General features: G+C 51.7%; 23 protein-coding genes and 1 tRNA gene. 17 read left to right on the plus strand and 7 right to left on the minus strand.

Annotated elements, in window-relative coordinates; all coding sequences use genetic code 11:
- Position 1: 1 nt before the first annotated feature.
- The 3 genes from EDD53_RS04940 to EDD53_RS04950 are packed head-to-tail and all read left to right on the plus strand — an operon-like array spanning position 2 to position 2,641.
- The gene (locus EDD53_RS04940) at positions 2-949 is read left to right on the plus strand and encodes an ABC transporter permease (RefSeq protein ID WP_123792056.1); all 948 of its coding nucleotides are present in this window, start codon (positions 2-4) and stop codon (positions 947-949) included.
- Positions 939-1,883 carry an iron chelate uptake ABC transporter family permease subunit gene (locus tag EDD53_RS04945; RefSeq protein ID WP_123792057.1) on the plus strand — a complete coding sequence of 315 codons (945 nt, stop codon included), beginning with the start codon at positions 939-941 and terminating at the stop codon, positions 1,881-1,883. The genes EDD53_RS04940 and EDD53_RS04945 overlap by 11 nt, the downstream gene beginning before the upstream one ends.
- Positions 1,880-2,641, plus strand: coding sequence for an ATP-binding cassette domain-containing protein (locus EDD53_RS04950; protein WP_123792058.1), 762 nt, complete (start codon positions 1,880-1,882; stop codon positions 2,639-2,641). Before EDD53_RS04945 ends, EDD53_RS04950 begins: the two co-directional genes overlap by 4 nt.
- A 310-nt stretch (positions 2,642-2,951) precedes the next feature.
- Here the strand turns inward: EDD53_RS04950 and EDD53_RS04955 are convergent.
- Together EDD53_RS04955 and EDD53_RS04960 are read right to left on the minus strand one after the other, a co-directional pair.
- A tRNA-Leu gene (locus tag EDD53_RS04955) sits at positions 2,952-3,038 on the minus strand.
- Positions 3,039-3,178: 140 nt separating this feature from the next.
- The gene (locus EDD53_RS04960; RefSeq protein ID WP_123792059.1) at positions 3,179-3,703 is read right to left on the minus strand and encodes a DUF2306 domain-containing protein; all 525 of its coding nucleotides are present in this window, start codon (positions 3,701-3,703) and stop codon (positions 3,179-3,181) included.
- Positions 3,704-3,843: 140 nt separating this feature from the next.
- Here EDD53_RS04960 and EDD53_RS04965 point away from each other — a divergent pair, with 140 nt between their 5' ends.
- The 6 genes from EDD53_RS04965 (at position 3,844) to EDD53_RS04990 (ending at position 9,445) form a co-directional block, all read left to right on the plus strand.
- Positions 3,844-4,653, plus strand: coding sequence for a LytTR family DNA-binding domain-containing protein (locus EDD53_RS04965; protein WP_123792060.1), 810 nt, complete (start codon positions 3,844-3,846; stop codon positions 4,651-4,653).
- An 8-nt stretch (positions 4,654-4,661) separates the two neighbouring features.
- Entirely contained in the window at positions 4,662-5,318 is a 657-nt protein-coding gene (lipB, locus tag EDD53_RS04970; protein WP_123792061.1) for a lipoyl(octanoyl) transferase LipB, read from the plus strand.
- A gap of 108 nt (positions 5,319-5,426) precedes the next feature.
- On the plus strand, positions 5,427-5,879 hold the full coding sequence (locus EDD53_RS04975) for a c-type cytochrome (protein WP_123792062.1): 453 nt from the start codon (positions 5,427-5,429) through the stop codon (positions 5,877-5,879).
- Positions 5,880-6,150: 271 nt separating this feature from the next.
- Positions 6,151-7,842, plus strand: a complete 1,692-nt coding sequence (locus EDD53_RS04980) for a cytochrome c oxidase subunit I (RefSeq protein WP_123792063.1) — start codon at positions 6,151-6,153, stop codon at positions 7,840-7,842.
- Positions 7,843-8,059: 217 nt separating this feature from the next.
- A complete protein-coding gene (locus EDD53_RS04985; protein WP_123792064.1) occupies positions 8,060-8,749 on the plus strand; it encodes a DUF4336 domain-containing protein in 690 nt (229 codons plus the stop codon).
- A gap of 135 nt (positions 8,750-8,884) precedes the next feature.
- Positions 8,885-9,445, plus strand: coding sequence for a DUF2244 domain-containing protein (locus tag EDD53_RS04990; RefSeq protein WP_170162683.1), 561 nt, complete (start codon positions 8,885-8,887; stop codon positions 9,443-9,445).
- Positions 9,446-9,450: 5 nt separating this feature from the next.
- Here EDD53_RS04990 and EDD53_RS04995 read toward each other — a convergent pair whose 3' ends face one another.
- Complete coding sequence (locus tag EDD53_RS04995; RefSeq protein WP_123792066.1) at positions 9,451-9,636, minus strand: hypothetical protein; 186 nt, start codon at positions 9,634-9,636, stop codon at positions 9,451-9,453.
- A 224-nt stretch (positions 9,637-9,860) separates the two neighbouring features.
- Positions 9,861-10,319 (minus strand): GatB/YqeY domain-containing protein, encoded by a 459-nt coding sequence (locus EDD53_RS05000; RefSeq protein WP_123792067.1) that lies wholly within the window; start codon positions 10,317-10,319, stop codon positions 9,861-9,863.
- 199 nt (positions 10,320-10,518) lie between these two features.
- Here EDD53_RS05000 and carA point away from each other — a divergent pair, with 199 nt between their 5' ends.
- Together carA and EDD53_RS05010 are read left to right on the plus strand one after the other, a co-directional pair.
- Entirely contained in the window at positions 10,519-11,682 is a 1,164-nt protein-coding gene (gene carA, locus EDD53_RS05005) for a glutamine-hydrolyzing carbamoyl-phosphate synthase small subunit (RefSeq protein ID WP_123792068.1), read from the plus strand.
- 239 nt (positions 11,683-11,921) lie between these two features.
- Positions 11,922-14,342: a glycosyltransferase family 2 protein gene (locus EDD53_RS05010; protein WP_246002213.1), complete on the plus strand. Its 2,421-nt coding sequence runs from the start codon at positions 11,922-11,924 to the stop codon at positions 14,340-14,342.
- A gap of 1 nt (position 14,343) precedes the next feature.
- Here EDD53_RS05010 and EDD53_RS05015 read toward each other — a convergent pair whose 3' ends face one another.
- Positions 14,344-15,024: a GntR family transcriptional regulator gene (locus tag EDD53_RS05015; protein WP_123792069.1), complete on the minus strand. Its 681-nt coding sequence runs from the start codon at positions 15,022-15,024 to the stop codon at positions 14,344-14,346.
- A 104-nt stretch (positions 15,025-15,128) separates the two neighbouring features.
- Between EDD53_RS05015 and EDD53_RS05020 the strand changes: the two genes are divergently transcribed.
- The 5 genes from EDD53_RS05020 to EDD53_RS05040 all read left to right on the plus strand — a co-directional run bounded on the left by EDD53_RS05020 (position 15,129) and on the right by EDD53_RS05040 (position 20,733).
- Positions 15,129-15,800 carry a pyrimidine 5'-nucleotidase gene (locus EDD53_RS05020; RefSeq protein ID WP_123792070.1) on the plus strand — a complete coding sequence of 224 codons (672 nt, stop codon included), beginning with the start codon at positions 15,129-15,131 and terminating at the stop codon, positions 15,798-15,800.
- Positions 15,801-15,871: 71 nt separating this feature from the next.
- On the plus strand, positions 15,872-17,098 hold the full coding sequence (locus EDD53_RS05025) for an FAD-dependent monooxygenase (RefSeq protein ID WP_123792071.1): 1,227 nt from the start codon (positions 15,872-15,874) through the stop codon (positions 17,096-17,098).
- A 268-nt stretch (positions 17,099-17,366) separates the two neighbouring features.
- A complete protein-coding gene (locus EDD53_RS05030) occupies positions 17,367-18,506 on the plus strand; it encodes a Hint domain-containing protein (RefSeq protein WP_123792072.1) in 1,140 nt (379 codons plus the stop codon).
- A gap of 97 nt (positions 18,507-18,603) precedes the next feature.
- On the plus strand, positions 18,604-20,118 hold the full coding sequence (gene gatB / locus EDD53_RS05035) for an Asp-tRNA(Asn)/Glu-tRNA(Gln) amidotransferase subunit GatB (protein WP_123792073.1): 1,515 nt from the start codon (positions 18,604-18,606) through the stop codon (positions 20,116-20,118).
- A 153-nt stretch (positions 20,119-20,271) separates the two neighbouring features.
- Positions 20,272-20,733 carry a DUF4177 domain-containing protein gene (locus tag EDD53_RS05040; RefSeq protein WP_123792074.1) on the plus strand — a complete coding sequence of 154 codons (462 nt, stop codon included), beginning with the start codon at positions 20,272-20,274 and terminating at the stop codon, positions 20,731-20,733.
- Positions 20,734-20,735: 2 nt separating this feature from the next.
- Here EDD53_RS05040 and EDD53_RS05045 read toward each other — a convergent pair whose 3' ends face one another.
- On the minus strand, positions 20,736-20,993 hold the full coding sequence (locus tag EDD53_RS05045; RefSeq protein WP_123792075.1) for a BolA family protein: 258 nt from the start codon (positions 20,991-20,993) through the stop codon (positions 20,736-20,738).
- 74 nt (positions 20,994-21,067) lie between these two features.
- Between EDD53_RS05045 and EDD53_RS05050 the strand changes: the two genes are divergently transcribed.
- On the plus strand, positions 21,068-21,703 hold the full coding sequence (locus EDD53_RS05050; protein WP_123792076.1) for a J domain-containing protein: 636 nt from the start codon (positions 21,068-21,070) through the stop codon (positions 21,701-21,703).
- A 99-nt stretch (positions 21,704-21,802) separates the two neighbouring features.
- On the opposite strand, the gene EDD53_RS05055 is transcribed toward EDD53_RS05050, so the two are convergent.
- Positions 21,803-22,780, minus strand: coding sequence for a DUF808 domain-containing protein (locus EDD53_RS05055; protein ID WP_123792077.1), 978 nt, complete (start codon positions 22,778-22,780; stop codon positions 21,803-21,805).
- Positions 22,781-22,818: the final 38 nt, after the last annotated feature.

The raw sequence follows: 22,818 nt of genomic DNA on the forward strand, positions 1-22,818 counted from the left end.
TGTGAAACTCTACGTTTTAGCAGCTATATCACTCGCCCTCCTTGTGGGGGCGAGTTGTGTTATTGGGGTCGCCAACTTAAGCGGTGGTGATCTTGACACCCAGATGGTCTTGATCGTCAGCCGCCTACCACGCACCTTTGCCGCGTTGCTCGCTGGCGCAGGTTTGGCCTTGGCAGGTGTCGTGGTGCAAATGAGTGTGCAGAACCGCTTGGTCGAACCTGGTCTTGTGGGCACACCTGAATCCGCCATGTTGGGTCTGATGCTGATCACGCTCATCGCCCCCAGTTCTGCTTTACTGGTCAAAATGTCCGTCGCGGCCGTTGCTGCGCTGATCGGTACTTTTGGATTTTTATGGCTGGCACGCCATGTGCCCCGTCGCGATCCTATTTTGCTGCCCTTGGTTGGGCTTATCTATAGTGGCATCATCGGCGCGGCTGTCTTGTGGCTTGCTTGGACAACCGACCTTTTGCAATACATCGTCGTTTGGCAAAGCGGAGAGTTTTCAGGCGTGCTGCAAGGGCGTTACGAATTGCTATGGATCGTTGCATTTGTCTCGATATTGCTGTGGATGACGGCTGATCGCATCACCCTGCTGGGCTTGGGCGAAGATACGGCGCGCAGCCTAGGGCTCAACTTTCGCCAAACATTGCTTTTGGGTCTTACACTTGTCGCGATCATTGTTGCTGTCGTTGTGGTCAGTGTCGGATCCATCCCCTTTGTCGGGCTTGTGGTCCCCAATGTTATTTCGCGTCTGCGCGGCGATAACCTGCGTCAGAACTTGCCCATTGTGGCATGGCTCGGCGGGTCCATGGTGTTGGCATGTGACATCATCGGTCGATTGATCCGCTTTCCATATGAAATTCCAGCAGGCACGGTTTTTGCCGTGATCGGTGCTGCTTTGTTCTTATGGCTGCTTCATGCAAGCCCAAGGCGGTCTCATGGCGCATAAAAAATTACTGTTACTCACTCTCTTATTGGCCGTTGCTGCGGGGCTGTTCTTGCTTTGGAACCTGCGCGCGCCCTACGGCTTTATCCTGTCCTTGCGAACGACCAAATTGATCGCCTTATGTGTTGTGGGCGCAGCAGTTGGAATGGCGACAGTGCTGTTCCAGACCATCGCATCCAATCGTCTTTTGACGCCTGGAATGGTGGGGTTTGATGCGCTTTTCGTCTTTATCCAGACCACACTTGTGATCAGCCTCGGCGCTGTTGGCTATGCGGGCCTGCCTGATCTGGCCAAATTTGGTGTTGAAATCCTGACTTTGCTCATCGCTTCGCTGGTTTTGTTCGGCCTGTTGTTGCGCAAAGGCGCCCAAGATATTTTGCGACTGATTTTGACGGGCGTCATCTTAGGGATTTTATTAAGGGGCCTGTCTTCTTTGGCGCAGCGTATGCTTGATCCATCAGAATTTGCCATCGTGCAGCAAGCTACATTTGCAACCTTCGGTTCCGTGAATGAAACCCAGTTGGGGATCGCAGGTCTTTTGCTATGCTTGGCCTTTGTCGCATCCATGCGCATCGCAGGTCTATTGGATCTTGTAGCCCTAGGCCGCTCAACCGCCCTACCCCTTGGGCTAAATTACGACCGCGTGGTCTTTGCTGCGCTCGGTCTGGTGGCACTTTTGGTGGCTGTCTCGACAGCTCTTGTAGGGCCTATCACATTCTTGGGGCTTTTGGCCGCAAGCCTTGCCCATTCGGTCATGCCAAGCTGGCGCCACGCCCATATTTTGCCCGCAGCCGCATTGATCGGAGCGATCATCCTCGTGTTGGGCCAGTTTTTCTTTGAACGGATTTTGGCGCTTGAATCGACACTCTCTGTGATTATCGAATTCGCAGGCGGCATTCTTTTCCTCTTTCTTGTGCTTCGGAGACCTCGGTCATGATCAACATTCAAAACCTCAGCGTCGAGAAAGACAATGCTACGATCCTCAAAGACGTGTCTTTGCGATTTGGTCAAGGTGGGATCACCGCTTTGATCGGCCCCAACGGCGCTGGAAAATCAACTTTGCTGCACTCCATCGCAGGTTTGATCGAACCCACACATGGGACTGTGGCTGTTGAAGATATTAATATTACAACAGCACGCCCAGCCGAGCGGGCCGAACGCATTGCTTTACTTGCACAAAACGAACATGTGACAGCGCGCTTGTCTGTGCGCGATTTGGTAAACTTTGGCCGCTGGCCCCATCACCGCGGTCGCCCCACAGCACTGGATCATCAAAAGGTGGACGAAGCGCTGGCGGCCTTTGATCTGATGGACCTTTGTGAGCGCAGGCTGGAGTCCCTATCAGGCGGTCAACGCCAAAGATCATTCGTGGCGATGGCCTGGGCGCAAGAAACCCCATGGATGCTTTTAGACGAACCTTTGTCAGCACTCGACCCACGACATGTACGCGATATCATGGATCGCTTGTACAACCTGACACGTCCAGGCAAGGGGCAGCGCAGTGTTGTGCTTGTGGTGCACGACTTAGGCGTTGCAGCGCGCTACGCCGATCGGATCGTGGCGTTAAAAGATGGTCAGCTGGTGACATCCGGTCCCCGCATTCTGCAAATGACAGGCCCTATGCTGAGCAAGCTTTTTGGCACCAGCCTAAGTATCGACTACATCAACGGCAAAGCGGTTGTGGTGCCAAGTTAAACCAATCGGGACATCTGCCCTTTGCACAGTGTCGGACAGTGTGCTCAACCTTGTCAGCCCAAGCTTTTGCATCAGAGCTCAGACAGAAACCTTTAGATTTACGGAGCCCACGACAACGGGCTTGTGCCTCGTGCTGGCCATTTATAGGTTTTTGAACGATGCCACAGCCCAAACTAAAACGAATGGCCACCTTAGGCATTTACCCAGAGCGGCGGATCAAATTAGAAAGAGACATCAAAGGAAACGGGCGGCGCGAAATTTGCGAAAAGCCCTTGTTTTCAAGAAAAATCGGAATTTACTGGAAAGTAAATGGTGCGGTCGAGAAGACTCGAACTTCCACGGGTGTTACCCCACAGCGACCTCAACGCTGCGCGTCTACCAATTCCGCCACGACCGCACTGTCTTGACTTGGTGAGGGGTATCTAACGAAGGAGCCTTTGGATGGAAAGGGCAAAAATGATCTTTGGTCAAAAAAAATACACGCCAATGACAGCACTCTTTCCATGCCTTTTGCTTCATCTTCACGGCGGGATCGCACTAGGCTTTGGTATCGCGCAATATGCCCCCGCGCGTGAAGCGCATGAGCTTTCCCACAACGCCCGAGCGCCAGAATAAAATCATAGCAATGATTGAAGCCGACAGACCAAGGCCCAGCATAGGATTGGCCGAAAAAAACGTGTCGGACAGTCTGCGATCAGGCAAAAAATTCAAAACAGACGGAATGCCCAACCCGAAGGTAGACAAATTCTGTAACGCTTTTTTATGTGCACGGATATTGCCGTTGACGACGAACCAGATGGCCAAAGCCATTGTGACAAGGCTTAGAACAGCCAAAAGGTGCAAGGGGCTAAAATGGCCAAAGGTCTTGATTTCTGAAATCCAAAACGAAGACAGCGCCGTCACGACCATCGCCGTGATCCAAACATAGCCTAATGTCTTATGCAGCCCATCGCGCCGCACACGCCACAACACTGGCGGGATCAAGATCAGCGACAGAGTAGCGCTCGCTACGTGAATTTGAATGGCGAAAGGAGCAGTTAAAAGGGGATCAAAGGAAATCATATGACGTGCTTTCGTTTTTAGTGTTGGGCAATCTTGCCCAAAATCGATCAATGTGGTTTTGATGAATGGTTCGATGGGTTAGCTGTGAATGACATCCCGCCTTAAGACGATTGAGATTACGCAAAAGGGTCGAAAAATCCGTGAAATACACTGGTTTGCATCTTGCGATGCGTGAAATGCACAGGTTTATGCGCGGACAAAAAGCGCAAGCCGCTTTGATCGCCACGGGCATTTTGGTCGGATTGGCTGGGCCTTTTGGGACAGAAAGCGCAATGCGTCTTGCACCGCGTGTTTTGTATTGGCTGGTCGTGGTTCAGGTCACTTTCGCAAGTGGCACATTGGTTTCGGCCTATATCGCCAACACCCATATGGCGCGCCGCCTGCCAGGCTGGGCAAGTGCTGCTTTGGCAGGTCTGCTCATTGGTTTGGTGGTCTCCATCGAAATCTTTGCCTTCAACTGGGCAATTTTCAACATATCGCCTTTTGAGCAAAGCTATTTCTTGCCGCTCTTTATCAACACGCTGGTGGTCTCAGTCGTGGTACGCATGGCAATAGCGGTTGTTTTGAACGAGCAGCCTGCCCCGCATAAGACTTCAGCCCCCATCGCCCAACCAAATCCTGACTCAGGTCCCGCACCGCAAGACACGCCCCTCTTGGCGCGCCTCCCCTTTGACAAACGCGGCGCGATCATATCCTTGTCGGTCAAAGATCATTACGTCGATGTCACCACCACGTCAGGGACAGAAATGATTTTGATCAGATTGGCAGATGCAATACGCGAAGCAGGCGATGGATTTCAGGTGCATCGTTCGCATTGGGTCGCCCGCGAACACGTTACAGCTGTGCGCCGTGATGGGGCAAAGGCAGTGATCAAAACCTCGGATGGGCGTGACATTCCTGTGTCACGCACTTATGTCCCTGTTTTAAAGGAGGCAGGGTTTCTGCCCTGATCGCATCAATGGTTGAGTGGAAAATTTCAAGCGGTTTAACCGATTACGATACAGCCTTGGCTGAAATGGAAGCACGCGCCGATGCCATTGCACGCGGTGAGGCTGACGAATTGATCTGGCTGGTGGAACATCCGCCGCTGTATACAGCAGGCACATCGGCAAAGGTTGAGGACTTGGTCGAACCTGATCGCTTTCCTGTCTACAACACGCGCCGCGGTGGACAGTATACCTACCACGGTCCGGGCCAACGTGTGGCCTATGCCATGCTGGATTTGAACAAGCGTGGCAAAGATGTGCGCAAATTTGTGCAGACGATGGAAGAATGGGTGATCGCAGCCTTGGCAGAATTTAATGTCAAAGGTGAAATCCGCGAAGGCCGCGTGGGGGTTTGGGTTCTGCGTGACGACAAACCGCTCACCGCAACAGGCGCCCCCGCCGAAGATAAAGTGGCCGCGATCGGGCTGCGTATTCGCAAATGGGTGTCATTTCATGGGCTGTCGATCAATGTCGAACCTGACCTTAGCCACTTCGGTGGCATTGTTCCTTGTGGGATTACAGAACATGGCGTGACTTCATTGGTTGATCTTGGATTGCCTGTGACCATGGACGATGTGGATGTAGCGCTGCGCAATTCATTTTCGGATGTGTTTGAAAAAGAACAATAAGATAGGCGTGGCTGCGACATCTGCGCCCTGCGACATTTAGGAACTCGCGCTCATTCCACTGCGGGCTTACCATAGTTGCACCACCACGAACCAAGGACAGGATAACCCATGAAGCGTATTTTCGCCCTTACAGCCGCAGCTCTTTTCGCCAGCTCAAACGCGTTTGCAGCCGATGTCGAGAAGGGTGAAAAAGAGTTCAAGAAATGCAAAGCTTGCCACACCATCGCCAGTGCGGATGAGGTTATTTTTAAAGGCGGCAAAACAGGCCCAAATCTTTACGGCATTGTTGGGCGCACAGCGGGGGCTGACCCCGAGTTTTCAAAATATGGCGACGATTTGGTCGCCCTTGGCGAAACGGGTTTGACTTGGACAGAAGATCTTTTGGTAGAGTACGTGCGTGACCCCAAAGGCTTTTTGAGTGCCCAGCTCGATACTGCAGCGCGGTCTAAAATGTCATTCAAGCTGAAAGACGCCAGCAACATTGTCGCCTATCTTGCTGCAGTCGGCCCCCAACAAGAGGCCTCCGCGGCGGATGACACTGTTGGATCTGACGCCGAGTAATCAAAGCAGCTACCCTTTCATCAAGAGAAAACCGTCATGTCGCAACATGACGGTTTTTTTATGCGCAGCCCCACTTCGAACCACTTTTTACAATATTGAACGGTCAGGAATGACGATTTTCAATCCGGCTGCGGCATTTTTTCCCGTCGTGAGGCGCGTTGACACATTGCCCCAGCGAATTATTGCCTTTAAGACCATTGGTAATTCCGTGGGGCGACTCTCTGTTGCTGCGCGGCTTAACGCATAGAACACCATAACTCGGGAGGACCGCATGGCAGACGCAGCCATTCACGGCCACGAACATGAAGACAACCGCGATTTCTTTACGCGCTGGTTCATGTCAACGAACCACAAGGATATCGGTATCCTTTATCTCATCACCGCAGCGCTGGTGGGATTCATTTCCGTTGCACTTACTGTTTACATGCGCCTTGAGCTCATGGAGCCAGGTGTACAATTCATGTGTCTTGACGAAGCAGGCAATGCAGCAGCGCGCCTGATTTCAGGTTTCGGCGCTGACGAATGTGCGCCAAACGGTCACCTTTGGAATGTTATGATCACCTACCACGGTGTTTTGATGATGTTCTTTGTGGTTATCCCAGCCCTCTTCGGCGGTTTCGGTAACTACTTTATGCCTTTGCAAATCGGCGCGCCAGACATGGCATTCCCACGTTTGAACAACCTGTCTTACTGGATGTACGTCTGTGGTGTGGCTTTGGGTATCGCATCTTTGTTCGCACCAGGCGGTAACGGCCAAGCAGGTTCAGGTGTTGGTTGGGTACTTTACCCACCATTGTCGACATCTGAAGCAGGCTATTCCATGGATCTTGCGATCTTTGCGGTCCACGTTTCTGGTGCCTCTTCGATCCTTGGCGCGATCAACATGATCACGACATTCATGAACATGCGCACACCAGGTATGACATTGTTCAAAGTTCCATTGTTTGCATGGTCTATCTTTGTCACATCGTGGTTGATCCTTTTGTCTTTGCCCGTTTTGGCAGGCGCGATCACAATGTTGCTGACAGACCGCAACTTTGGCACATCCTTCTTCCAACCTGGCGGCGGCGGCGATCCGATTTTGTACCAACACATCTTGTGGTTCTTCGGACACCCTGAAGTGTACATCATCATCTTGCCTGGCTTTGGTATCATCTCGCACATCATCGCGACATTCTCACGCAAGCCAGTCTTTGGTTACCTGCCAATGGTTTGGGCTTTGATCGCGATTGGTGGCTTGGGCTTTGTTGTTTGGGCACACCACATGTACACAGTCGGCATGTCGCTGAGCCAGCAAACCTACTTTATGATGGCAACCATGGTTATCGCGGTTCCAACAGGGGTGAAAATCTTCTCATGGATCGCGACAATGTGGGGCGGTTCAGTTGAATTCAAAGCACCTATGGTTTGGGCTTTTGGTTTCTTGTTCCTCTTCACTGTAGGCGGCGTGACAGGCATCGTATTGTCACAAGCTGGTGTTGACCGTGCTTACCACGACACATATTACGTTGTGGCGCACTTCCACTACGTTATGTCCTTGGGTGCGATCTTTGCGATCTTCGCTGGCATCTACTTTTACTTCGGTAAAATGTCTGGTCGCCACTACCCTGAATGGGCAGCTCACCTGCACTTCTGGATGATGTTCATCGGCGCGAACTTGACCTTCTTCCCACAGCACTTCTTGGGTCGCCAAGGCATGCCACGTCGCTACATCGACTACCCAGAAGCCTTTGCTTTGTGGAACAAGGTGTCTTCATACGGTGCGTTCTTGTCATTCGCTTCCTTCATCTTCTTTATCGGTGTGATCGTTTACTCCCTCAAATGGGGCAAACGCGTTACCGAGAATAACTACTGGAACGAATACGCAGACACACTCGAATGGACCCTGCCCTGCCCACCACCAGAGCACACATTCGAAATCTTGCCAAAGCAAGAAGACTGGGACAAGGGCAACGCGCACTAAGCCCAGATTGAGTTAAAGAAAGGCCCCGCAGGTTTCTCTGCGGGGCCTTTTTCATTGACACCTCTCACTTCAGTTCTGCCGATCAATACTGCGAAGTCTTGAGCCATTTTGCAGGGGACACAGATCAAAATTTCCCCTTATGTAAACCCCTTACAAGGCTTTTCATTGGACTGAACTTTGTTAAGGTGTACGTCGATCTAGTGATGAGGTTTTCAAGATGCTCACCCCTTTTGGCGATGGGATTTGGATAGCAAAAGGCCCTGTGCTGTGCTCTTACGGATTTTCATTTCCTACCCGTTGTGCTGTGATTAAACTCGTAAATGGCGGCGTTGTGATTTGGTCGCCTGTGGAGCTGACGGAAAGCATACAAGAAGCGATTGATGCCATCGGCCCCGTCGTGGCCTTGATCGCCCCCAATTCTTTCCACCACCAGTTCTTCGCGCAATGGGTTGAAGCCTACCCTGACGCCAAATGTTTCGCCGCGCCGCGCTTGCGTGAAAAGCGCCGTGACATCGTATTCAATGAAGTTTTGGAAGACAGGCCAGATCAAATTTGGGCCCAAGACATGGCACAGGTCATTGTGCGCGGCAATTTACTGACCGATGAAGTGGTGTTCTTTCACAAGCCCAGCGGAACAATTTTATTTACGGACCTGTTGCAGCAATTCGATAAAGGCTGGTTCAAGGGATGGCGGGCTATCGTCGCCCGTTTGGATTTTATCGAAAGTGAGAAACCACAAGTGCCACGCAAATTTCGCTGGGCTTTTCGGGACCGCGATGCGGCGCGTGTGAGTGTCAAAACCATTCTAAGTTGGCCCGCGCAGCAAGTCTTGATGGCGCATGGCCGCCCTGTCACATCCGACGCGCGTGGTCTTTTAAAACGCGCGTTTTCATGGCTCACGGTTTAGGCCGCAGCGGCTCCCCAGCCCTCTCTTGCGATGTCACGCCATTCATTTATGGGCCAAAGACATGTGAGCACTTTGAAATACAGCGACTTACGCGCTATGTTGCAGCTGATCTGACCCAGCGAAATGTTATGCCATATGCCCTATCTTTGGACCCCTGATCATCACAGTCAGGCGCGCACTGCGGCTTCCTTGCCTGCCACCCCACAGATACCAGAAATGCCGTTGCTAAAGCTCGATATTTGGCCCCATCGTTCCATGCCCAACCGTGGATTTAAGAATGCGATTTGGCTGATGTTTATTGCTGGATGCCTGCCTGTCATTGCCTTTATTGGCACGCTCGCTTTTTGGATTTTGCTTGCTTGCGTTTTACTAACCTTAACCGCGCTTTGGACAGGTCTGCGCTTGTCCGACCGCGCACATCTGCGCGAAGAACTGACCCTGTGGTCCGATAGGTTGCTTTTGACCCATTGGACAACCAAAGGCGAAAAACTAACCTATGAGGCCAATCCCTATTGGGTGAAGCTGCATTTGCATGCGGCTGGCGGCCCTGTGGAGCACTATCTCACATTGACCAGCAGCGCGACGGATCAGGGGCGCAGCGTGGAATTGGCACGGTTTCTATCGCCAGAAGAACGCTGCCAACTCCATGATGATTTGGCCTTTGTACTGGGACAACTCAAAGACTTGCGCCGATAGAAACGCTATGCAGCACTTTCCTGACGGGGCAAAAGCGCCATTTCAGCCAATTCCGCCAAGGTAAGATTTTCATACATTTGCAAAGCCGTTTCCGTAAGGGCGGCGGGACTTTGATCCGCATATTTTGCCCAATAGGCCAATTCCGCCGCTTGTCGTCCTGCTTGCGTTTCAACTGTCTCATCTGATGTCATGCTGTCTTCCCCATAAGAATTGGCGCGCCGCGCTGAACACGCCCGATGCCGTAACTGTGGCCGAGAGCTATTAACAAAAAGCAAAGCAGCTCAATTTACCTGCTCAGCCCAAGCATGTGGCGCTTTAGAATACAAAAAGCCGCCCACGATATAGGGGCGGCTTTTTGCTATGATGTTGAAATTGGCTTAGCGCGGTCTTTGATAAATCGCCGAGAAGTCAGCGTTTACGCCAGTTTTTCTTTCACGCGCGGCCCGACAGCGCCGAAATCAATCTGGCCTGTGAACTTGCTTTTCAATGCGCCCATGACTTTGCCCATGTCGCGGATCGACTCGGCACCTGATGTTGAAATCGCCTCTTCGATTGCTTTTGCGACTTCTTCGTCATTCAACTGGCGTGGCAAAAAATCTTCGATAACCACGATTTCTGCGCGTTCTTTTTCAGCCATTTCAATACGGCCACCTTCGTCAAATGCACGCGCACTTTCTTTGCGCTGCTTGACCATTTTTTCAAGAATACCAAGAACTTCGGCATCTGAAACACCGGCATCATTGCCGTCGCCGCGTAGCGCAATATCGCGATCTTTGATAGCTGCGCTGATCAAACGTAAAGTTGACAGACGAGCTGCGTCTTTTTCTTTCATCGCCGTTTTTAATGCGGCAGTGATACGTGTTCGAATATCCATTCGGTCTCATCCCCTGAGCCATTGCAAGTTTCCACACTATCCAAAACAGCTGCAATTAACAACCAATTTACCACAGATGTAAGGCATTGATAAAAAACATTAAAATATTATTTCGTCAAATTCATAACACGCGCTTGACGCCCCCCGTTGCTTTCCCTAGTTTCCCGACAATTTTGGGCCTTTTAAAGGGAGTCGAGTCATGACCACTTCACAAGCGACTGCAAAACCGACAGCTTGCCTTGTGCTGGCAGATGGTACTGTTTTCTACGGCAAAGGGTTTGGTGCAACAGGCACCACCACAGCTGAACTTTGCTTCAACACTGCGATGACAGGCTACCAAGAAATCATGACAGACCCGTCCTATGCAGGTCAGGTTGTCACTTTTACCTTTCCTCACATCGGCAACACTGGCGTGAATGCGGAAGACGACGAAACACAAGATCCTGTTGCTGCAGGCATGATCGTCAAATGGGATCCGACTGATCCATCCAATTGGCGCACGGAAACCGAATTGGGACCGTGGCTGGAAAAACGTGGGCGCATCGGCATGGGCGGCGTAGACACACGCCGTTTGACCCGCGCGATCCGTCAACACGGCGCACCACATGTGGCAATGGCCCATGACCCAGAGGGCAACTTCGACATCGAAGCTTTGGTCAAAATGGCACGTGACTTCCCTGGCCTTGAGGGCATGGATTTGGCCAAAGACGTCACCTGCGCACAGTCTTACGTTTGGGATGAAATGCGTTGGGCGTGGCCTGATGGCTATCCAAAGCGTGACAGCAAGGGCTTTAAAGTCGTTGCTATCGATTTCGGTGCCAAACGCAACATTTTGCGCTGCTTGGCCTCTGCAGGATGTGACGTTACCGTATTGCCCGCGACGGCCACAGCCGAAGATGTTTTGGCCCACAATCCTGATGGCGTGTTCTTGTCAAACGGTCCTGGCGATCCTGCGGCAACGGGCACATATGCCGTGCCGATGATCAAAGGTGTATTGGCCGCTGACATGCCTGTGTTTGGTATTTGCTTGGGGCACCAAATGTTAGCTTTGGCCCTTGGGGCGAAGACCATAAAAATGAACCACGGTCACCACGGTGCCAACCACCCTGTGAAAGACAATGACACTGGTAAAGTAGAAATTACATCTATGAACCACGGCTTTGCAGTGGATGCGCAATCCCTGCCCTCAGGCGTCGTTGAGACCCATGTATCGCTTTTTGATGGGTCGAACTGCGGTCTCAAAGTTACAGGAAAGCCTGTATTTTCGGTACAATACCACCCAGAAGCCTCTCCTGGCCCGATGGACAGCTATTACCTGTTTGAACGCTTCGCTGAGGCTCTGAAAGAACGCGCCAACGCTTAAAAGCGCTTGATATCACAGATGGAAAGCCAGCCCTTTTTAGGAGGTCTGGCTTTTTTTATGCGCAATTGTATCTAAACCAACAAAACCAATGACGTTTAGCTGGGAGTCTCCCCAATTCTGGTGAGTGGTTAACGCGCCATTAACTAACTTGAGTCACAACACATAAGGGCAAATGACTGCCTGTGTAGGGGTCTCAAAATCACATGGTGCAACAGCGGCACGGTATCTTTCAGTCAAAAATGCATGGTCGCCGCGTAAAACATGCGCAATTCAGCACCATTGCAGGTCAGACAGGTCTGCGTGCTGACCTAGAGAAAGCACGCACTCCGATCGGGCAAATGTTGGTCGATATGGGTGCGCTGAGCCCAGAAAATCTGATTCGTGCCACAGCCATGCGGCAACGCCAAGACGCGCGCCTTGGAGACATCTTATTGGCGCATAATATGGTCGATGAAACGACACTGTATAATGCGCTCGCCAAACAATACAGGTCCGAAGTCGCTGATTTCACGAAACAAAAGCCTGATGTTCGCCTCATTGATCTTTTGGGGGCGGATGAATGTTTGCGCAAAGGGCTTTTGCCTTGGGTGAGAGTTGGCTCTTGTGTGGTCATAGCCTCGTGCCGACCAGAGCAATTCGAAGAATTGCGCCCAAGGTTGACCGCACTGTTCGGACAAGTCCGCATGGCCGTTGTTTCGGAAACAAACCTGCACGAAGCCTTGATGAAATCACGTCAACGCAAATTGGCCCAAGCCGCAGAAACACGCGTCGCAGCTCATGAAAGCTGCCGCGAATTGGATATCGCGCGCCTGCTACGCATACTCTCTGGCGTCTGTTTTGTTGCCATTGTCGCAACCATTGCAGCCCCTCGCATAATGTTTTTGGCGCTCGTGTGTTGGGCCATCGTCGTTTTGATCATAACCTCGGTACTCAAATTGGCCGCAGCCTTTGCGCAGGCACGCGTATCTCGTCAACGCCAATCCACATTTGCAACAGGGCGCGGCGCATATAAATTGCCCACAGTGTCGATCATGGTGCCGTTGTTTCATGAAAATGAAATTGCAGGACGCTTGATCACGCGCTTGTCACGCCTCACGTACCCGCGCGAACTTTTAGACATCTGTTTAGTTGTCGAAGAAGATGACGCGATAACCCAAGAAGCCGTTGCACGCACAGAATTACCGCGTTGGATGCGCACCATTATTGTCCCTCGCGGTGGCGTGAAAACCAAACCTCGAGCGTTGAATTTCGCATTGGATTTTTGTCGCGGCTCAATCATTGGTATCTATGATGCGGAAGATGCGCCAGAACCCGAACAGATACATAAAGTGGCACATCACTTTGCACATGCCGACCCTAAGGTCGCATGCGTGCAGGGCATTCTAGATTTTTACAACGCGCGCACCAACTGGTTGGCGCGGTGTTTTACCGTTGAATATGCTTCGTGGTTTCGCATCATTTTACCAGGCTACGAACGCATCGGTCTTGTGGTGCCTTTGGGGGGCACCACTTTGTTTTTCCGCCGTGATGCCATTGAAAAACTCGGCGGTTGGGATGCACATAATGTCACCGAAGATGCCGATTTGGGCATTCGCTTGGCCCGCCACGGATACCGCACCGAATTGATCCGTACCGTCACGGATGAAGAAGCAAACTGCCGCCTTTGGCCGTGGATCAAACAAAGATCGCGCTGGCTTAAAGGCTACGCCATGACATGGGCGATGCATATGCGTAGTCCGCGCAAACTTCTTGCAGATTTGGGGTGGTGGAAATTTTTTGGAGTGCAAGTTTTATTCTTTGGAACGATTTCAAACTTTATCCTCGCCCCTTTGCTGTGGTCGTTTTGGGCCATGCCATTGGGCTTGCACCACCCCTTGCAAGACGTTGTTCCCAACGATGCATTTCTAGCTCTGGGGGGGCTATTTTTGATGTCAGAAGTGGTCACCATCGCGATTGGCATGTTGGCCACATCAACGCCAAAACATCGCGGCATGTGGAAGTGGGTGCCTACCTTGCATTTTTATTATCCTTTGGGCACGCTTGCTGCGATCAAAGGCCTGTGGGAAGTGGTCACGCGGCCATACTACTGGGATAAAACAGCGCATGGTCTACATGATCTGCATGATCTGCATGATCTGTCCGACGACCTATCGATGCAAGACACGCCCGCGCCACTTGAAACAAAAGCAGCATTTTCCCATGTCGATGCGACATGCCAAAATGATGATCCACTGAGGGTAACGCCCCTTACGTCAGCGAAAAAATTACCAGCCTCACCAGAGCCTTACCAAAAATCAGAACCATTGATTTTAGGGCGTCAACTTCAAGTGGTTGCAGGTAAAACAGCAAACGATACCGCCCCACCAACAGTGCCCCCCAAAGTATTTTACACGCAAAGGGCACAACTCGCCGTCGGGTTTGCAGAACCCTCAATCAATTTCAGTCATGCGCCCGCAAAGCCGCATTGGCAGAGGCGCAAATTGACATTTGGCTTGGCCTTACCTGATCACCAGACACGCCAAGAGAGAGAAGATATGGAAAAGATAAGCACGCAAAGTCAACCCGATTGGGGATCACAGCCAGCACATGCCAAGCCCGATGCGCTGAAAGCTGTGCTAAAACGGCTGAAAGCAACAGACAAAAAAGACCAACCAATTTAGGCTAACGATCGTTTTCTGCATCGATTTTAAGACGAGTCATAAAGGCTTTGGAAATATGGGTGCTCAGAGCGGCATGCGCTGCCGCGCCATCCCCTGTTTCAATGGCGTGAACAATAGTATCATGTTCCGCAATGGCTTCTTCGCCGCGCCCTTCCGCTGCCAAAGATGTGGTGGCCAGCAAAGCCATCGAGCGGTGCACCAAATCAAGCTGTTTCACCAAATACCGATTGTGCGACGCCAGATGGATTTGTTTGTGAAAGCGCCTGTTCGCGCGTGACAGTGCATCGGGGTCATCGACCAAGGCACGGTCTTCTTCGACCATGCCGCGTAAGACAGCGATTTCTTCTGGTGTCGCATGGCGCGCTGCCAATCGTGCTGCCAACCCTTCCAATTCGGTACGCACCACGTATAGATCCGCCATCTGATTATGATCCAACGAGGCCACGATCAAAGACCGCCCATCGCGGGTCAACATAGATTGCGTTTCCAGCCGTTGAAGCGCCTCGCGAATGGGGGTGCGCGACACACCAAACCGTTCGGCCAATTCACTTTCAACCAAGCGATCACCAGGACGATAGATACCAGTATCGATGGCATCCAAAATCAAACTATACGCATCTTTATGTGGTCCAGCAGACCCCGTTAAACTGCTTTTATTGAGCGCGTTGTTCGCAACTGGCATCCGTTTTCCTTTGGCTGTGCGGTTTGACCATAAACGCCTGAAGGATCAAGCTTCAACCCTTAGTTACGCTTGCGCGTCTTAGGCGAGCAGAGTAGCAAAGACCTATGGTTCAAAAACAGTTTTCTCATGTCCGCGGATGGATCTTTGATCTGGACAATACACTCTATCCCCCAGAGACATCCCTATTTCCGCAGATCGAAGTGCGGATGACAGATTGGGTGGCCAAAGAATTGGGCGTCACCCCCGATCATGCCTCGCGATTGCGTACGCAATACTGGCGCGATTTTGGTACAACACTGTCGGGCATGATGCATCTGCATGACACTGACCCTTTGCCCTATCTGACCTATGTGCATGATATTGATTTTACGGTGTTATCGCCTGATCTTTCCCTGCGCTCCGCGATTGATCAGTTGCACGGACGCAAGATTGTCTACACCAACGGATCTGCGCCCTATGCTGAAAAAGTGTTACAAGCGCGCGGCCTGTCAGGACTTTTCGATGCAGTCTATGGCATTGAACATGCAGGGTTTCATCCTAAACCCAATGCCCAAGCCTATGCGCAAATTTTACAACTGGATGGCATGCACGCTCCAGAAGCAGCCATGTTTGAAGATGATCCGCGCAATCTAAAAGTACCGCATGATCTGGGGATGAAAACCGTGCATGTGGCGCCTGAAAAAGACATGCATATCGCACCTTTTATTCAGCATCACACGGCGGATTTAACGGCTTTCTTGCGTAAAATTCTGGGGCATCCGCCTGAGACAGCGTGACGCTTGGACATCTGACGCAGAACGCCCTAGATGAAGCATCAAGACGTCTGAGACAGCGAAACGGAGCCACTATGAGCACATCATCCCCAAAAGCACAGCGCGAACAGGTGGATATCCTTGTGGTCGGCGGTGGCATTGCAGGCCTCACCGCGGCCGCGGCTTTTGGCGCAAGCGGCTTCAAAACGCTGATCGTAGATCCGCAAAGACCTGTGACCGTCAGCGATGCTGACAACACGGACCTCCGCTCGACTGCCTTTTTACGCCCCGCCCGTGATCTGTTTGAAAAGATTGGGATTTGGGATGATCTTGCCCCCTATGCCACACCGCTTGAAGGGTTGCGCATTGTGGACACCCTTGTCGAGAACGGCCAGCCTCAGGTTCGCTCAGAACGCCAATTTGAAGGGCGCGAAACGGCCGATGCGCCTTTTGGTTGGAATTTTCTAAACTGGCGGATGCGCGAAGCATTGGTACAGATTTTACCAAAAATTTCAAATACGACCGCCAGATTTGGTGTGGGTTTCAAATCCATTTTAACCCGCACAGGCAGTGCGATTGTCACCTTGACCGATGGATCAACAGTAAATGCAAAGCTGGTGATCGCAGCAGATGGCAGGCACTCTGCCGTACGCGATGCTTGCGGTATCGGCGCCTCCATCACGCGCTATGGGCAAAAATCTTTGGCCTTCACCGCCTTTCACGATGCCCCGCATGGCAATGTATCGACCGAAATTTACCGCGACGGCGGCCCGTTCACCATGGTGCCTTTGGCAGATATTAACGGGCGGCATGCCTCTGCAATTGTTTGGATGAACAAAGGCCCCAAAGCCAACGCCCTTTTGACACTCGAGGCCAAGGATTTTAACGCGCAGATGACTGATCGCGCAGCAGGTCTTTTGGGGCAGATGGAGCTGGCCTCTCAAAGAGGCATATTTCCGATCGTGACCCAAGTGGCAGATCGTCTATCGGCGCAACGTGTTGCCATCGTGGCAGAAGCCGCCCATGTTCTGCCGCCCATTGGCGCACAGGGCTTGAACACCTCCCTGAATGATATCGCAGAACTTTTAACCTTATGCGAAGACGCGCCCGATCGTTTGGGGGATGATGTTATGCTGAATACCTATGCACAGGCCCGTCACCGCGATATCAAAGCCCGTGCAAAGGTCGTCGATCTGTTCAACCGTGTGGTGCGTTCTGATGCTCCGTTGTTGCAATCGGTGCGCTTGCTAGGTTTGAAAACAGTCCACGATATTAAGCCCTTACGATTGGGCGTTATGCGCGCGGGTCTTGGGCCATTGTAACCACGGGTCATCTGTTGACGCTTTGCGCGCCGTCGCGCGGGGCGCCTGAAACAGGCCCTAGGGCGGCCTGTGCATAAACGACACGCTTAAGTGATTACATTGAAAGTGACGCGCAAGCCTCTGGACAAATTAATACTTTTAGCTCTAGCCTTACTCAATAGACGTGAAACCATAGCAATAAAGGTCTCTTTAGAAGACTTGCTGGTTTTGAAAAAACGTCATTTGAGGCAGCGGACGGATACGTCCAACAACATACGAGGCAGAGCATATGCCCACCGAAGATATCATTGTGATGGGCTCGTCCATCATCAATAACCCTATTGGATATGCCTACGACAACCGTGGTGACTCCAATGATTATGTAGATGTGCGTGGCGGCGAAAATGTATTTGCGCCCGATGCAGTCGTCGTTTTTACGGCGGATAACATTTCGAACAATGGCGAATTTAGCAGCAACAGTCAGATCACTGACATCGTGGTTTATGCCTCGGCTGCTGATTATGTAAACGGCATCCCGCTTTACACCTATGACATCGCGCCCTCGCAAAACCCGTGGTGGTGGGGCAACAACGATGACACAGGTGAATTGGTCAGCGGATCGGTGCGCGCCATGGGCGACACTTATATCAACGTCGCAGCCGATGGATTTCGGTCCAATGATCCAGGCGCACCAGACCTAGACCAACTTTTCATCGCACCAGGTGTGGATCTGTCTGATCCGGGCACCGATATCATCATGCAAGACACCGATGTGGATTATGACGGCGATGGCGTTATTTCTGGCAACGAAAACGGCAATGATACCTTTTCGATTGAAAATAATGTTTTTGCCGAAGCAGCGATTGCAGCCGCGATTTGTTTGACCCGCGGCACTTTGATTGACACCCCTAAAGGCCCGATGTTCATCGAAGCTTTGCAAGAAGGCGATCAGGTCAACACGCTGGACAACGGCCCTCAGACCATTCGCTGGATCGGCGCACGCAAAATGCGAGCCGAGGGCACAATGGCCCCAGTGTTGATCAAAGCAGGCGCTTTGGGCAATGTGCGCGACCTGAAAGTCTCACAAAACCACCGCATGTTGCTGCGCGGACCTCAGGCGCAAGTACTATTCGGTGAACGCGATGTTTTGGTCGCCGCCAAGCATTTGGTCAATGACGACAAAATTCGCCTGCAATCTGGTGGTGTGGTCGAATATTTCCACATGCTGTTTGACGACCATCAAATTATCTTTGCTGAAAGTTGCCCAACAGAAAGCCTGTATCCTGGCAAAGAAGCGCTAGAAGCGGTTTCCGTCGAAGCACGCGACGAAATTTTGGCGATTTTCCCTGAGCTAGAACAAAACATAGGCCAACTTTCGCGCTATGAGTTGAAAGCATGGGAAGCAAAAGCCCTAAAACACGCCGTTTAAATGAACGTCGAAAGACCCTGCGGGCGGCATAACACTTGCCCCCCGCGCCATGCTCACTTAGAACGCGGATAAACCTGATTTAGCTGGAGCCCGCGTCATGCTTGACACCATCGAATACACAAGCCCAAAGCCCAAAGTCATCGCAGGCGCGAAGCACGACTGGGAATTGGTCATCGGTCTTGAAATTCACGCACAGGTGCAAAGCCAAGCCAAGCTGTTTTCTGGCGCCTCCACCCTCTTCGGCAATGAGCCAAATTCAAACGTGGCTTTCGTTGATAGCGCCATGCCTGGCATGCTGCCTGTCATCAACGAGTTTTGCGTCGAACAAGCTGTGCGCACAGGACTGGGCCTGAAAGCTGAAATCAATCTGTTTTCTGCCTTTGATCGCAAAAACTATTTCTATCCTGACTTGCCGCAGGGCTACCAAATCTCACAACTCTACCATCCCATCGTGGGCAATGGCGAAGTCTTGGTTGATATGGAACCCGGCGTGGCGCGCAAAGTGCGCATCGAGCGCATTCACTTGGAACAAGACGCGGGTAAATCCATCCACGATATGGACCCGACCATGTCTTTCGTTGATTTGAACCGCACAGGCGTGGCCCTGATGGAAATCGTGTCTTTCCCTGACATTCGCGGCCCCGAAGAAGCCGCCGCTTATGTGCTGAAACTGCGCCAAATCCTGCGCTACTTGGGCACCTGTGATGGCAATATGCAAAACGGATCAATGCGCGCAGACGTCAACGTCTCTGTCTGCCGCGTGGGTCAATACGAAAAATTCGCGGAAACAGGCGATTTCAGTCACTTAGGCACCCGTTGCGAGTTGAAAAACATGAACTCCACACGCTTTATTCAAGCCGCAATTGACTATGAGGCACGCCGCCAAATCGCCATCATCGAAGACGGTGGAGAAATCAAACAGGAAACACGCCTGTATGATGCCGATAAAAACGAAACACGCTCTATGCGGTCCAAAGAAGAAGCGCATGATTACCGCTACTTCCCTGACCCTGATCTATTGCCTTTGGAAATTGAACAGGCTTGGGTCGATGACATTGCGGCATCTTTGCCTGAACTGCCTGACGAGAAAAAAGCGCGTTTTGTCACTGCCTTTGGCCTGTCCGAATATGACGCAAGCGTTTTGACCGCAGACACCGCCAATGCCGCCTATTTCGAACGTGTTGCCGAGGGCACAGACGGCAAACTGGCCGCAAACTGGGTGATCAATGAATTGTTTGGCCGTCTGAAAAAAGACGACAAAGATATTTCTGACAGCCCTGTATCGGCTGAACAATTGGGCGGTGTGGTTAAGCTGATCAAAGCAGGTGATATTTCTGGCAAGATCGCCAAAGACCTGTTCGAAATCGTCTACACCGAGGGCGGCGATCCTGCAAAAATCGTGGAAGACCGTGGCATGAAACAGGTTACAGACATGGGCGCTATCGAAGCGGCTGTTGACGAAGTGATCGCCGCCAACCCTGCGCAAGTGGAAAAAGCCAAACAAAACCCGAAACTTGTCGGGTTCTTCGTGGGCCAAGTGATGAAAGCATCGGGCGGCAAAGCCAACCCAGCGGCGGTCAACGAATTGGTCACCAAAAAGCTGGGTCTGTAACGCTTTTACATTTACATGAAATCGGGCGGTCAAATGGCCGCCCTTTTTTGTAGCGCAGCTGGCTTGTGAAAATCATCTCATTTGCGCAAAGCTTTTTATGCGATAGATGAACAGATAGAATCCAACGCAGCCAACAAAGATTGGAGCCCAAGAATGTCGAACTATGAGTACCGCGTTATCCCTGCCCCGCGCAAAGGCGAAAAGGCCAAAGGCATCAAAACGTCTGAGGCGCGCATCGCCCAAGCCATGCAAACACGCTTAAACGCCCTTGGTGAAGAGGGATGGGAATATCTGCGCTCTGACGTTGTTCCCATGGAAGAACGCGCTGGTTTGACATCTAAAAATATCACTTACCACACGGTCTTGGTGTTCAGACGTTCGGCTGATTTTGGTATTTTCCAAGATGAAACTTCTGGCTTTGGCACCTTTGCCCAAGAAGATGCGCTGGCTGCGGCAAATGATCAAGAACAGACGCAAAAGGATGCTGAGGCCAGCGAAGCTCCTGAGGGTACGAAAACCAACGCAGAAACGCCAACGCCCGCGCCAGCAATTGACCCAGCCGCAACCCCACCGACCGCGTCACGCGCCGCACCAAAGGTCAGCCGCGACAGCTGAGGCTAGACATCAATGTCCAAGGCCAAGGCATGGATGCGCGGAACAATGTCACCAAGCGCCGTGTGAACGGCGCGGTGACGGGCCACCCGCGACATCCCTGCAAAAGCCTGAGCGCGGATCATCACGTTAAAATGGGTTTCCCCGTCACCGCCCGGATTGCCCGAATGGCCCGCATGTGATGCAGAGTCATCAATCACTTCCAGTTGAGTTGGCGAAAAAGCTGTGGATAAACACGCTTTCATTTCATCTGTGATCGACATTTTAGGCAATCCCCTCTTTCCAAATTCTCTATATGCTCTAAAGTCTTTTGCCTGAGTCTAAAAGGTAAAGAGACATGCAAAAAGACGATCCCTTTGGTTTCGATATATCCGCAGCGAAGGACAAGCAGAAACGTCGTGGCGGTCGCCGCGGCATGTCAGGTGCGTTTGAAACATCTCAAAGAGAATGTGAACATGAAGGCTGTACCGAGCAGGGTCAGTACCGTGCGCCAAGGTCTCCCGATCATTTGGATGAATTCAAATGGTTCTGCAAAGAGCATGTGCGCGCCTATAATTTGAAATGGAATTTCTTCGACAATGCAACGCCCGAAGAAATGGAAGAACAACTCAAAGCGGCTGAAACGGGTGAACGCCCTACCAAGCCCTTTGGCAAAAAATCCAGCGAAGAGCGTGCTTGGGCACGTTTGGGCGTGGATGATCCGCATCAAGTGCTGGGCGAAAACGCAACGCAAAACCCCGGCAAAAGTGATCCGGGTGCATCGTCGCGTAAACTGCCTGCGCCAGAACGCCAAGCCATCGAGATTTTGGAAGCGCGCGATTACTGGACCAAAGCAGAGATCAAAAAGCAGTACCGCAGCTTGATCAAGATCCTGCACCCAGATGTGAACGGCGGCGATCGCTCACAAGAGGAACAGCTGCAACAAGTTGTTTGGGCATGGGATCAGGTCAAAGACAGCCGTTTCTTTAAATAAACGGGCTGTCGCGCCTCATGCGCATAAGATCACGACGAAGACTTAAAAAGGCCGCTCATTTCTGAGCGGCCTTTTTCATAGTCAAATTTTAGATCGGGCCTAGTGCTGTGCCGCGCTCTTTGCACCCGTGACACGATTGATCAAAGGATTGATCACCTTGGTCACAATCGGGATCAGGATCAGCCCCCAGATGAGGCCCAAAATACCGTCACAGAGCGCTGTCATGAACCATGCAGCAAAGCCTGCCGCTTTGGGCATAGCTGCGGCTGCAATTTCAGACAGGTGATGAATTTCCACATAAGGATGATGCAGGCCAAGTTCATGCATACCGTGAATGATGATGGATCCGCCGACCCAAATCATTGCAGCGGTGCCGATAATCATCAAAGCCTTCATCAAAACGGGCATAAATTTCACGATACCACGCCCCAAAGCACGCGTTACAGACAAACGCCCCACACGCGCAAGCCATAGGCCCACATCATCTGCCTTTACGATCAAGGCAACGGATCCGTAGACAGCAACAGTGATAATCACCCCAGCCAAGGCCAAGGCGGCGGCTTTGAACCAAAATGATCCTGATGGATCAAGCCCCGCCAAGATGATGGTCATGATTTCCGCAGATAGAATAAAATCCGTTTTAACCGCGCCTGCAATCTTTGCCTCTTCCAGATGTGTTGGATCGCCTTCAGCATCCAGATGCCCGTCTGCATGTGGCGCATGGGGTTTGAACAGGTGATAGACCTTTTCAGCCCCTTCAAAGCACAAGTAACACCCACCGATCATCAGCAAGGGCATGATCAACCAAGGAGCAAAAGCCGACAGCAGCAAAGCCGCAGGCAAAAGAACGATCAATTTGTTTTTAATGGACCCCAGCGCAATTTTGCCAACGATCGGCAATTCGCGTGCGGGCTGAAACCCTTGAACATATTTCGGCGTCACGGCGGCATCATCAATCACTGCCCCTGCCGCTTTGCTTGACGCTTTTAGCGCCTGTGTCGCGATGTCATCCACATTGGCAGCCGCAACTTTTGCGATCCCTGCCACATCATCTAATAAAGCCAGTAAGCCGCTCATCTGTTTACCCTTTAAACCCGTGTTAAACTGATATGTAG

The sequence above is a fragment of the Pacificibacter maritimus genome, from assembly GCF_003814915.1.
GTDB lineage: Bacteria > Pseudomonadota > Alphaproteobacteria > Rhodobacterales > Rhodobacteraceae > Celeribacter > Celeribacter maritimus.

Excerpts from the sequence above, each read along its gene's own strand:
- EDD53_RS04945 (WP_123792057.1), top strand. The coding sequence starts at position 939 with ATGGCGCATAAAAAATTACTGTTACTCACTCTCTTATTGGCCGTTGCT.
- EDD53_RS04950 (WP_123792058.1), top strand. The coding sequence starts at position 1,880 with ATGATCAACATTCAAAACCTCAGCGTCGAGAAAGACAATGCTACGATC.
- EDD53_RS04960 (WP_123792059.1), bottom strand. The coding sequence starts at position 3,703 with ATGATTTCCTTTGATCCCCTTTTAACTGCTCCTTTCGCCATTCAAATT.
- lipB (WP_123792061.1), top strand. The coding sequence starts at position 4,662 with ATGGTTGAGTGGAAAATTTCAAGCGGTTTAACCGATTACGATACAGCC.
- EDD53_RS04975 (WP_123792062.1), top strand. The coding sequence starts at position 5,427 with ATGAAGCGTATTTTCGCCCTTACAGCCGCAGCTCTTTTCGCCAGCTCA.
- EDD53_RS04980 (WP_123792063.1), top strand. The coding sequence starts at position 6,151 with ATGGCAGACGCAGCCATTCACGGCCACGAACATGAAGACAACCGCGAT.
- EDD53_RS04985 (WP_123792064.1), top strand. The coding sequence starts at position 8,060 with ATGCTCACCCCTTTTGGCGATGGGATTTGGATAGCAAAAGGCCCTGTG.
- EDD53_RS04990 (WP_170162683.1), top strand. The coding sequence starts at position 8,885 with ATGCCCTATCTTTGGACCCCTGATCATCACAGTCAGGCGCGCACTGCG.
- EDD53_RS04995 (WP_123792066.1), bottom strand. The coding sequence starts at position 9,636 with ATGACATCAGATGAGACAGTTGAAACGCAAGCAGGACGACAAGCGGCG.
- EDD53_RS05000 (WP_123792067.1), bottom strand. The coding sequence starts at position 10,319 with ATGGATATTCGAACACGTATCACTGCCGCATTAAAAACGGCGATGAAA.
- carA (WP_123792068.1), top strand. The coding sequence starts at position 10,519 with ATGACCACTTCACAAGCGACTGCAAAACCGACAGCTTGCCTTGTGCTG.
- EDD53_RS05010 (WP_246002213.1), top strand. The coding sequence starts at position 11,922 with ATGCATGGTCGCCGCGTAAAACATGCGCAATTCAGCACCATTGCAGGT.
- EDD53_RS05015 (WP_123792069.1), bottom strand. The coding sequence starts at position 15,024 with ATGCCAGTTGCGAACAACGCGCTCAATAAAAGCAGTTTAACGGGGTCT.
- EDD53_RS05020 (WP_123792070.1), top strand. The coding sequence starts at position 15,129 with ATGGTTCAAAAACAGTTTTCTCATGTCCGCGGATGGATCTTTGATCTG.
- EDD53_RS05025 (WP_123792071.1), top strand. The coding sequence starts at position 15,872 with ATGAGCACATCATCCCCAAAAGCACAGCGCGAACAGGTGGATATCCTT.
- EDD53_RS05030 (WP_123792072.1), top strand. The coding sequence starts at position 17,367 with ATGCCCACCGAAGATATCATTGTGATGGGCTCGTCCATCATCAATAAC.
- gatB (WP_123792073.1), top strand. The coding sequence starts at position 18,604 with ATGCTTGACACCATCGAATACACAAGCCCAAAGCCCAAAGTCATCGCA.
- EDD53_RS05040 (WP_123792074.1), top strand. The coding sequence starts at position 20,272 with ATGTCGAACTATGAGTACCGCGTTATCCCTGCCCCGCGCAAAGGCGAA.
- EDD53_RS05045 (WP_123792075.1), bottom strand. The coding sequence starts at position 20,993 with ATGTCGATCACAGATGAAATGAAAGCGTGTTTATCCACAGCTTTTTCG.
- EDD53_RS05050 (WP_123792076.1), top strand. The coding sequence starts at position 21,068 with ATGCAAAAAGACGATCCCTTTGGTTTCGATATATCCGCAGCGAAGGAC.
- EDD53_RS05055 (WP_123792077.1), bottom strand. The coding sequence starts at position 22,780 with ATGAGCGGCTTACTGGCTTTATTAGATGATGTGGCAGGGATCGCAAAA.